This is a genomic window from Pseudoalteromonas sp. SIMBA_162, from assembly GCF_046535955.1.
Lineage (GTDB): Bacteria > Pseudomonadota > Gammaproteobacteria > Enterobacterales > Alteromonadaceae > Pseudoalteromonas > Pseudoalteromonas marina.
On record NZ_JAWJBQ010001002.1, the window covers coordinates 1 to 244 of the forward strand.

Consider the following 244-nt stretch of genomic DNA (forward strand, 5'->3'; position numbering starts at 1 on the left):
TTACTACTGTATATCTGATCTAATTGAATCAAAGTTTAATCGCGATTACATGTCCTAATTTGTAAATCTACGTACATGCTACAAATCACTAACCAGCTGTCTTCGCTTTGCCACGGTTTTTGCGTTGCGGCGGTCAGTATATATTCAGAGCTGGGATACCCTACTTGGGCTAAACCTTCGCTTACGCCTTGAGCATACGTTTTTAACAGCTGTTTGTCGCGCTCTGGTAAGGTATTTAAAATAG

1 pseudogene is annotated in these 244 nt (G+C 40.6%); it reads right to left on the minus strand.

The features are described 5' to 3' along the window. Positions 1-38: 38 nt before the first annotated feature. Positions 39-244, minus strand: a pseudogene (locus R0J88_RS22725) (penicillin acylase family protein); the annotation flags it as partial.